Origin of the sequence: Mycobacterium sp. AT1, assembly GCF_002043095.1 — a bacterium.
Taxonomy (GTDB): Bacteria; Actinomycetota; Actinomycetes; order Mycobacteriales; family Mycobacteriaceae; genus Mycobacterium.
Genome location: NZ_MVOC01000098.1, coordinates 1 through 9,902, shown reverse-complemented (window position 1 = coordinate 9,902; position 9,902 = coordinate 1). Strand labels below are relative to the sequence as shown.

The window sequence follows — 9,902 nt, the reverse complement described above, 5'->3', positions numbered from 1 at the left end:
CGCGGAAGTTGGCCGCGACGGCGTTCATCTCGACGCGAATGTGTCCCGCGCGCAACGGTTCTTCGGAGTTCGGGACCTCTTCGAGCGCCAGGTTGTCGAACGTGCCCGCGGTGGCGATGCCGAGCCGCCACGGCTTGCCCGAGGTCGGGGGCTGCAGCACCGCGTCGACGCCGCGGCTGCGCACGACACGGGCGGCGTGGAACACGCCGTCCCGCACGACGACCTGCGGCTCACCGACGGCGAGCGCGTTGGCGACGTCGAATTCGGCTGTCGCGTCGACCAGCACTATGCGGCCGGGGTTCTCGGTCTGGGCGGCGCGGACCAAGCCCCACACCGCGGAGCCGGCCAGATCGGTGACGTCCTCACCGGGCAGTGCAACAGCCCCGTGCGTCACGACTACCAATGTCGCGGCGGACGGCTCGGCCAACCACGACTGCAGGCGCTCCAGCGCGCGGTGCACCGTGGCATGCACCACGGTCGCGACGTCGACGGAATCGTCTGCCGTCGAGGCGGATTCGTAGACGACGGCCTCGGCTGGCGCGGCGGTCTCGGGCGCGGGGACCGCGGACCATTCCACCTCGAACAGTTCGCCGTCGGCGCTGGCCTGGCCCACCAACGCCAGCTGCTCGGCGCTGACCGGGCGGGTGGTCATCGAACCCACCGACAGGACGGGCAAGCCCAACCCGTCGGCCAGGTCGATCGACACCGAATTCGGGCCAACCGGAGCGATTCTCGCGCGCACCGACGACGCCCCTGCGGCGTGCAGCGAAACCTGCTGCCAGGAGAACGGCAGGGCGAGTTCGTGATCCTCGACGGCCAACGCGATGGCGTGCATCGAGGCGTCCAGCAGCACCGGGTGGACGCCGAAGTCTCCCGACTGGACGTCCTGCGGGATGGTGACCTCGGCGAACACCTCGTCGCCTCGGCGCCACATCGCGGTGAGGGCGCGGAAGGCCGGGCCGTATTCGTAACCGCGCGCGGCGAGCGTCTCGTAGGCGTCGCCGACGTCGGTGGCCACCGCACCGGCGGGCGGCCACGCCGACAGGTCGGCCGTCGGCGCCTGCTCGGCGGATCCGACGACGGCCTCGGCGTGCAGCAGCCAGGCCGCTTCCGGGTCGTCGGGATGGGAGAAGACCGACACCGTGCGGGATCCGGACTCCTCGGCAGCCCCGACCAGGACGCGGATCTGAACTCCGGACGGTGACACCACCAGCGGCGCCTGCAGGGTGAGCTCCTCGACTGTCCCGCAACCCACCTCGTCGCCCGCGCGGATGACGAGCTCCACGAATCCCGCACCGGGGAAGAGGATCACCCCGCCGACGGCGTGATCGGCCAACCACGGTTGCGTCGCCACCGCGAGCCGCCCGGTCAGCACGACCTGGCCCGTCTCTGGCACCTCCACGACCGCACCGAGCAGCGCGTGCGCCGCGCCGTTGAGCCCGAAGCCCGTGGCGTCGGAGGCTCCGCTGCCGCCGCCGGACAGCCAGAATCGGCGACGGTCGAAGGCGTAGGTGGGCAGCTCGACGAGGCGACCGCCGTCGCACGTCGCGCGCCAGTCCACCGAGATGCCCGACGTGAATGCCTGCGCGGCCGAGGTGAGGAAGCGGTCCCAGCCGCCCTCGTCCCGCCCCAGGGTCGGTACGACGACGGGATCGGTTGCGGCATCGGTGCAGTCGCGAACGGTGTCCTCGATGCCCGCGATGAGCGCCGGGTGCGGGCTGGTCTCGACGAACGCCCGGTAGCCGTGGGCGGCCGCGGCCCTGACCGCCTGGTCGAACTGCACCGTCTGGCGGATGTTGCGGTACCAGTAGTCGGCGTCGAGGGTGGCGGTGTCGACGAGATCGCCTGTGACGGTGGAGAAGAACGCGGTGCGCGTCGACGTGGGTGTCAGACCCGCGAGGGCGTCCTGCAGTCGACCGTCGACGGCTTCGACCTGAGCCGAGTGCGACGCGTAGTCGACGTCGACGCGGCGGGCGCGGATCTCCAGCGCCTCGCACTGCGCCACCAGGGCGTCCAGCGCGGACGTCTCACCGGAGACCACGACGGCGGAGCGCCCGTTGATCACGGCGATGCCAGCTCGTTCGGTCCCGATGTCCAAGCCCGACAACAGCTCTCGCGCGCGGTCGACGCCGCAGGCGAGTGACACCATGCCAGCCGATCCGGACAGCTCGACAAGCAGCTTGCTGCGCAGGGCGACGACCTTGGCGGCATCGCGCAGCGACAGCGCGCCCGCGACGTGGGCGGCGGCGATCTCACCCTGCGAGTGGCCGATGACGGCGTCGGGGGTGACTCCGACCGAACGCCACAGCTCCGCCAGCGACACCATGACGGCGAACAACGCGGGCTGCACGACGTCCACGCGGTCGAGGCCGGGTGCGCCGGACTCGCCGCGCAGCACGTCGAGCAGCGACCAGTCCACGAACTCCGCAAGTGCTTCCGAGCAGGCGGTCAGCTTTTCGGCGAAAACCGTTGAGGCGGACATCAATTCGATGCCCATCCCGATCCACTGGCTGCCCTGGCCCGGGAAGACGAAGGCGACCTTGCCGACGGGGGTGGCCGTACCGCGGATCACCCGCGTGATGTCGGCGTCGGACGCCACCTCCGAGAGGCCGGCGAGCAGCTGGTCGCGGTCGGTGCCGAGCACGACGGCGCGGTGCTCGAAGGACGTTCGTCCCGCCAGCGTCCATGCCACGTCACGGTCGTCGAGGCCGGCGTGAGTGGCCAGATGATCGGTCAGGCGGGTGGCCTGCCCGCGCAGGGCGGTCGCGGACTTCGCGGACAGCACCCAGGGCAGCACCCCAGGTGCGGGAGCCGCCTCGGGCTCGGCCTCCGCCGGTGGCGCCGATTCGACGATGACGTGGGCGTTGGTGCCACTGATGCCGAACGACGAGATGCCTGCGCGGCGCGGGGTGGTGCTGGCGGGCCACGGCTGCGCTTCGGTCAGAAGGGAGACCGCACCCATGGTCCAGTCGACGTGCGGGCTCGGCTGGTCGACGTGCAGGGTCACGGGCAGCGTCTCGTGCTGCATCGACATGATCATCTTGATCACGCCTGCGACGCCCGCCGCGGCCTGGGTGTGACCCATGTTGGACTTCACCGAGCCCAGCCACAGCGGCTGCGTCCGGTCCTGGCCGTAGGTGCCCAGCAGCGCCTGCGCCTCGATGGGATCACCGAGCGGGGTTCCGGTGCCGTGGCCCTCGACCACGTCGACCTGCGCGGCCGTCAGCCCGGAATTGGCGAGTGCCGCGCGCACGACGCGCTGCTGCGACGGCCCGTTCGGCGCCGTCAGGCCGTTCGACGCGCCGTCCTGGTTGACCGCCGAGCCCCGCACGACGGCGAGTACCGGGTGGCCGAGCCGCTGGGCGTCGGAGAGCCGCTCGACGACGAGCACGCCGCCGCCCTCGGCCCAGCCGACGCCGTCGGCCGCTCCGGCGTAGGGCTTGCAACGGCCGTCGGCAGCCAGCCCGCGGTGGCGGCTGAACTCGACGAAGATCGTGGGGGTGGCGTTGACGGTCACGCCGCCGGCCAGGGCCATGTCGCACTCGCCGAGGCGTAGCGCCTGCACCGCCATGTGCAGCGCCACCAGCGACGACGAGCACGCGGTGTCGATGGACACGGCCGGGCCCTCAAGGCCAAGCACGTAGGCCACCCGACCGGACGTCACGCTCGACGTCATGCCGGTCAGCCGGTAACCCTCGATGCTGTCGTTGGACATGCCGTAGCCGCCGGCGATGACGCCCGCGAACACGCCCGTCGCGCTGCCTCGCAGCGACGTCGGGTCGACGCCTGCGCGTTCGAGCGCCTCCCACGACAGCTCGAGGAGCATGCGTTGCTGGGGGTCCATGGCGAGGGCTTCGCTTGGCGCGATCCCGAAGAAGCCGGCGTCGAAGTCGGCGACGCCGTCGACGAAACTGCCCGCGCGCGCGTACGACTTGCCCGGTGCGTCGGGGTCGGGGTCGTAGAGGCTGGCAACGTCCCAGCCGCGGTCATCGGGTAGCTCGGTGGCCACGTCGCGACCCTCGGCGACCATGTTCCACAGGTCTTCGGGGGAGTTCACGCCGCCGGGGAACCGGCACGACATGCCCACCACGGCGATCGGCTCGCCAGAGCGCTCCAGAAGGGCCCGGTTCTGGGTCTTCAGCCGGTCGTTCTGGACGAGAGCCCGGCGGAGCGCCTCGGTGGCATTGGCGAGTTGATCGGCCATACGGTGTGAAACCCCTGTCTGGACCGCCGCGTGTGCAGCGACCCACAAGTATTCGGTACGACGTGTTCGTTGGATGAGCCTAGAAGCCCGCAACGGTGCACGGCGAACCGTGACCGTTCATTGTGTTCCTTCCAGTGACGTCGGGTAACCCGCACGTGCATACACTCGGGCGTTCCCTTCGAGACGACTAGGCGAGATGAGTGGTCACGCGATGACGATCGGCGCAGGTAGCCGGCACGCGGTCCCGTTGGACGGCGAGCTGGGTGACGCCGCGCGGCGGGCCGTCGGCGGCAAGGGGCGCGCGGTCGCTGCGATGGCGGCGCTGGGTCTGCCCGTACCTCCTGCATTCTGCGTGACCTCCGATTGGAGCGACGACGATCCCTCCGCACTGGTCGGCCGCCTGTGGCAGGACGTGCTCGACGGGCTGAAGGTGCTGGAGGAACGCACCGGACGCACGTTCGGTGCCGGCCCGCGACCGCTGCTGCTGTCGGTCCGCAGCAGCGGGGACACGTCGATGCCCGGCATGCTCGAGACCGTCCTGAACGTCGGCGTCGACGACGCGGTCGTCGACGCGCTTGGCAAGGAGTATTCGGTGGGGTTCGCCGAGGACACCGGGGAGCGCTTCCGACGCGGCTATCGGCGCGCGGTGGGGGTCGAGGCGCCCGGTCAACCGCTGGCGCAGTTGCGCGGAGCCGTCGAGGCGGTCGCGTCGTCTTGGTCGTCCAGCCGAGTCGACGCCTACCGCGCACATCGCGGACTTGAACGGGGCGGCATCGCAATCCTGTTGCAGGCCATGGTCTTCGGCAATCTCGACGCCCAATCGGGCACCGGGGTGTTGTTCACCCGCGACCCGGCCACCGGGGCGTCGACCCCGTTTGGCGAGTGGCTCCCCGCCGCCCAGGGTGACGACGTGGTGTCGGGCACCAGCGACTGCGAACCCCTGTCGGCGATGCGGGACCGGCTTCCCGCCGCCTACGACGAGTTGGTCGACGCCGGCGCCCGTCTGGAGCGGCTCGGCGGCGACGTGCAGGACGTCGAGTTCACGGTCGAGGCAGGCAAGCTGTGGCTGCTGCAGTCCCGGGTGGCGCAGCGCTCGCCGCGGGCGGCGCTGCGGCTGGCGCTGACCTTCCGCGACGAAGGTCTCGTCGACGACGCCGAGGTGATCGAGCGGGTGACGCCGGAGCAGCTCGCGACGATCCTGGCGGTGCGCTCGGCCCCGAGTGGGCCGCCGTTGGCCACCGGCGCCGCCGCGTGCCCGGGAATCGCGTCCGGCCTGGCTTGCACCACCAGCGACGACGCCATCGCAGCGGCCGACGCGGGCCATGACGTCATCCTGGTGCGCCCGACGACCAGCCCGGACGACGTCGCCGGCATCATGGCCGCCAACGGGGTTGTCACAGAGGTGGGCGGCGCCAGCAGCCATGCCGCCATCGTCGCGCGTGAACTCGGCATTCCGGCGGTGGTCGGCTGCGGAGTGGGGCTGACCGCGTCGCTGGCGGGGTTGACCATCACCGTCGACGGCGACGCGGGCGAGGTCCGGGCCGGCGAGTCCGCTCTGTCGGAGTCGGTGCTCAGCCCCGAACTGTCGAGGTTCACCGACATCGTGCGGGCGGCGGTCCCCGACGTCGTCGGCGATCTGCAGGCCATGCATCGGGCCGCCCGGTCGGCACGCCGGTGAACGACGCCGACGAGTTGGCCCTCCTGCAGACGGTCCGGCTCAAGGGCCGGATCGGCCGGGCCGAGCTGACGGGTCCCGTCGACGGGTGCGTCGCTGCCGGACTGCTGTTCGACGCCCCGATGGTCCGGCTGACCGACGCGGGCCGGGCCCGGCTGGTCGAACTCCTGGCCGACGAGCGCGCCGTCGTCGACCACGACGCAGCGGACCGGGTGTACGACCGGTTCCTCGTCGTCAACGGCGGCGTCAAACCCCTGATCTCGCAGTGGCAGCTGACGAGGGACGCGGCCGGACCCGACGAGGTGACCGCCGTCCTCGACCGCCTCGACGAACTGCACCGCGAGGTGGTGCCGGTCGTCGCCGCGGCGAGCGAGCTGGTCGCCCGGCTCGGGAGCTATGCGGATCGGCTCGACGCCGCCCTGCGGCGGGCGCGCGACGGTGACATGTCCTGGTTGACCCGCCCGATGGTCGACTCGTATCACACGGTGTGGTTCGAGCTGCACGAGGAACTGATCGGCCTGGCCGGGCGGACGCGCGCCACCGAGGCCGAATCCGGAAGCGGCGGCTGAGCCTTCATGCGAAGCTGGCGGCGTGACGGCTGAGAAGGTGCGCGTGGTGGTGGGTGACGACCATCCGCTGTTCCGCGACGGAGTGGTCAGGGCACTGAGCGCCAGTGGGTCGATCGACGTGGTCGCCGAGGCGGAGGACGGTGTGGCCGCCCTTGCCCTGATCCGCGAGCACGGGCCTCGGGTTGCGCTGCTGGACTACCGCATGCCGGGTCTGGACGGGGCCCAGGTGGCCGCCGCGGTGCGCCGCGACCAGTTGCCGACCCGGGTGCTGCTGATCTCCGCGCACGACGAGTCGGCAATCGTCTACAACGCGTTGCAGGAGGGTGCGGCCGGTTTCATCTCCAAGGAGTCCAGCCGCTCCGAGCTGGTTGCCGCCGTGCTGAGCTGCGCCAAGGGCCACGACGTCGTCGCCCCGAATCTGGCCGCCGGGTTGGTCGGTGAGATCCAGCGCCGCAACGAGTCCGACACCCCGGTGCTCAGCGCCAGGGAGCGTGAGGTGCTCGGCTACATCGCAGGCGGGCAGACCATCCCCGCGATGGCCAAGAAGATGTTCCTGGCCCCGTCGACTGTGAAGACCCACGTGCAGCGGCTGTACGAGAAGCTCGGCGTGAGCGACCGGGGCTCCGTTGTCGCCGAGGCGATGCGCCGCGGACTGCTGGAATAGCCGTGGACCGCGCGTCCCGGCAGCTCGTCGACTACTTCGCCGCCGAACCCGTCCGCGTCTCGGCGCTCCTGCGGCTGCCGCTGATCGGACTGATCGGCTTCCTGGTGTGGATCTGGGAGGTCGACAGCTGGCTGCCCGAGGTCTACGCGGCGATTCTCGGCGCGTACTCGATCGCCGCCGTGCTGTGGGCGGTGGCGGTGTTCCGCGGGCCGGTGCCGACGTGGGGTGGCCGGTTGTCCACCGGAGTCGACGTGCTTGCGGTGGTCGCGCTCTGCGTGGTGTCCGGCGGGGCGACGGCGGCGCTGCTTCCGGTGTTCTTCCTGCTTCCGCTGTCGGTGGCGTTCGGCGACCGGCCGGTGTTCACCGGTGTCCTCGGGATCAGCACCGCGGCATGCTATTTGGGCGCGTGGATCGTCTACTCGAAGCGCGACGACCACGTCGGGTTGCCCGACGTGGTCTATCTCCAGGTCGGCTTCCTGGTCTGGCTGGCGGTGGCTACGACCGCCCTGTGCTTCGTGCTGACCCGGCGCGCGGCGAGGGTGGCGGCGCTGCTGGACGTGCGCCGCAGGTTGGTGGCCGAGTCGATGCAGGCCGACGAGCGGACCAACCGGGAGCTCGCCGAGCATCTGCACGACGGTCCGTTGCAGACGCTGCTCGCCGCTCGTTTGGAGCTCGACGAGGTGCGTGACCGCATGCCAGATCCCGCGTTGGACATGGTGTACGCGGCGCTCAACGAGACCGCGGCGGGCTTGCGGTCGACGGTGACGGCGCTGCATCCCCAGGTGCTGGCCCAGCTGGGTTTGACGCCGGGAGTGCGGGAACTGGTGCGCCAGCACGAGAGTCGAGGCGACGTCGTCATCGACGCAGAGCTGGAGGACGTCGGCAAGCCCGTCTCGCAGCCGCTGCTGTACCGGGCGGCGCGTGAACTGCTCGCCAACGTGCACAAGCATGCCGGCGCACACGAGGTCACCATCCGCATGTTCCGCAAGGGCGACCGCGTGGTGCTCACGGTGGCCGACGACGGAGCGGGCTTCGAGCCGTCGATCGTCGACCAACGCGTGGCCGAGGGGCACATCGGGCTGGCGTCGCTGCAAGCCCGGTTCGACGCGATGGGCGGCGCGATGTCGATCGATTCGGGCGTCGGCCGCGGGACCGTGGTGACGGTGACGTCGCCGCCGGAGGATTTCGACGCCTAGCGGCCTTGGAACGCCCCGGCCGTGGCGAGCGCCACCCGGGCGCGGGCGCGCTGCGGGTCGTCGCCGAATCGGTCGATGGCCCACGAGATGGCCGTGACGAGTTCGAAGAGTTCGTCGGCGGTGACGTCGGCCGAAGCCGATCCGTCGGCCTTGGCGCGGTCGAGGAAGTGGCGGGTGCGGTCGGTCAGGCGCGCGGTGACGTCCTGCACCGGTGACGTGTCGTCCTCGATCGACGTGGCGATGCAGGTTGGCAGGTCGTTCCAGATGCGGAGCTGCCACGCGACGCGTTGAAGCCATTCGCGCAGCGCGTCGTCCGCCGACACCTCGTGCTCCAATTCGGCTGAGCCGTCGATGATTTCGACGATGTTCTTTTCGATCACCGCGGCCAGCAGGTCGTTTCGGGTGGGAAAGTTCCGATACAGGGTGGCGTTGCCGACGCCGGCGGCCGTGGCGATGCAGTCGATGGGCGCGTTGATCCCCTCCGCGTCGAATATCGCAAGCGCGGCACTGAGGATCGCGTCGCGATTGCGCTGAGCGTCTGCGCGCAGCGGCCGAGACGTCTGTGTGGCCACGGACACACCCCTTGCATAAGTGGGGAGCCTCCCCACATAATCGAGAAGTGGGGAATAGCCCCACTTAGTGCACGACTTTACCGCAGGAGTGACGATGGCAGAGCGACTCGACGGACGAATTGTGTTGGTGACCGGAGCGAATGGCGGTCTCGGTGAGCAGTTCGTGCGACAGGCCCTCAAGCGTGGGGCGACGAAGGTCTACGCCACGGCGCGTACGCCGAGGGACTGGGGCGACGAACGCATCGTGGCGTTGGCGCTCGATCTGACCGATCCGTCGTCAGTGGCCAACGCGGCCGAGGTCGCGTCGGACGTCGACCTCGTGGTCAACAACGCGGCCATCTCGCCAGCCGACGACGTGTCGGTCGCGACTGGCGACGAGGAAATCACGCGGCGCATCTTCGAGACCAATTACTTCGGGAACCTTCGCGTCGCGAAGGCGTTTGCCCCGGTGTTGGCTGCCAACGGCGGTGGCGGATTGCTCAACGTTTTGTCGCTGGCGGCGTGGCTTCCTTTGCCGACGGCGTATGCGGCGTCCAAGGCCGCCATGTGGTCGGCGACGAATGCGCTCCGCAGCGAGCTGGCGCCGACCGGCACCACCGTCACGGGGGTCATCGTCGGGATGGTCGACACGGCCATGTCGGCCCGGTTCGACATGCCAAAGGTGAGCGCCGCGAGCGTGGTGGAGCAGGCCTACGACGGTGTGGTGAGGGGTGCGTTCGAGGTGCTCGCCGACGAAGACTCCCGAGACGTGAAGGCCCGGATGAGCGGCTCTGCCGAGGACCTCAGCGCCTACCTCGTCGCGAAGCTCGAGGACTTCTTCGCCGACCTCGCTGGGGCTGCGGTCACGGCGCCTCGTTGAGTTCGCGTTCGCGTTGGACGCGGCGGGTGCGGTCTTGGGCGCGGGTGGTCTTGCGTCGGGGCATGGTCAGTCCGGCGGTGTGGCTCGCCGGAACGCCACTTGCCTGAACGGTTGCGGTGGGCTTGCTGAGTTCGGGGAACAGTAAGCGGCTGCCCGGGGTGGT

Annotated in this window: 7 protein-coding genes and 1 pseudogene; 5 read left to right on the top strand and 3 right to left on the bottom strand. The window is 70.5% G+C overall.

Going from position 1 to position 9,902, the window contains the following annotated elements:
• Positions 1-4,204 (bottom strand): type I polyketide synthase (locus B1790_RS32690; RefSeq protein WP_142271653.1); only part of this gene is annotated, 4,204 nt, incomplete at its 3' end.
• Positions 4,205-4,400: 196 nt separating this feature from the next.
• On the opposite strand from B1790_RS32690, the gene B1790_RS32685 reads away from it, so the two are divergent.
• From B1790_RS32685 to B1790_RS32670, 4 genes are read left to right on the top strand one after another with little or no spacing between them, the layout of a single operon-like run.
• The gene (locus B1790_RS32685) at positions 4,401-5,882 is read left to right on the top strand and encodes a pyruvate, phosphate dikinase (RefSeq protein WP_079927431.1); all 1,482 of its coding nucleotides are present in this window, start codon (positions 4,401-4,403) and stop codon (positions 5,880-5,882) included.
• Positions 5,879-6,448, top strand: coding sequence for a MarR family transcriptional regulator (locus B1790_RS32680; RefSeq protein ID WP_142271652.1), 570 nt, complete (start codon positions 5,879-5,881; stop codon positions 6,446-6,448). The genes B1790_RS32685 and B1790_RS32680 overlap by 4 nt, the downstream gene beginning before the upstream one ends.
• Positions 6,449-6,470: 22 nt before the next feature.
• Positions 6,471-7,112: a response regulator transcription factor gene (locus B1790_RS32675; RefSeq protein WP_079927430.1), complete on the top strand. Its 642-nt coding sequence runs from the start codon at positions 6,471-6,473 to the stop codon at positions 7,110-7,112.
• A gap of 2 nt (positions 7,113-7,114) precedes the next feature.
• Positions 7,115-8,308 carry a sensor histidine kinase gene (locus tag B1790_RS32670; protein WP_079927429.1) on the top strand — a complete coding sequence of 398 codons (1,194 nt, stop codon included), beginning with the start codon at positions 7,115-7,117 and terminating at the stop codon, positions 8,306-8,308.
• On the opposite strand, the gene B1790_RS32665 is transcribed toward B1790_RS32670, so the two are convergent.
• On the bottom strand, positions 8,305-8,880 hold the full coding sequence (locus B1790_RS32665) for a TetR/AcrR family transcriptional regulator (protein WP_079927432.1): 576 nt from the start codon (positions 8,878-8,880) through the stop codon (positions 8,305-8,307). The genes B1790_RS32670 and B1790_RS32665 overlap by 4 nt on opposite strands.
• Before the next feature lie 94 nt (positions 8,881-8,974).
• Here B1790_RS32665 and B1790_RS32660 point away from each other — a divergent pair, with 94 nt between their 5' ends.
• Complete coding sequence (locus tag B1790_RS32660) at positions 8,975-9,739, top strand: SDR family oxidoreductase (RefSeq protein WP_079927428.1); 765 nt, start codon at positions 8,975-8,977, stop codon at positions 9,737-9,739.
• Here the strand turns inward: B1790_RS32660 and B1790_RS34875 are convergent.
• A pseudogene (locus B1790_RS34875) lies at positions 9,723-9,902 on the bottom strand (HNH endonuclease); the annotation flags it as partial. The gene B1790_RS32660 and the pseudogene B1790_RS34875 overlap by 17 nt on opposite strands.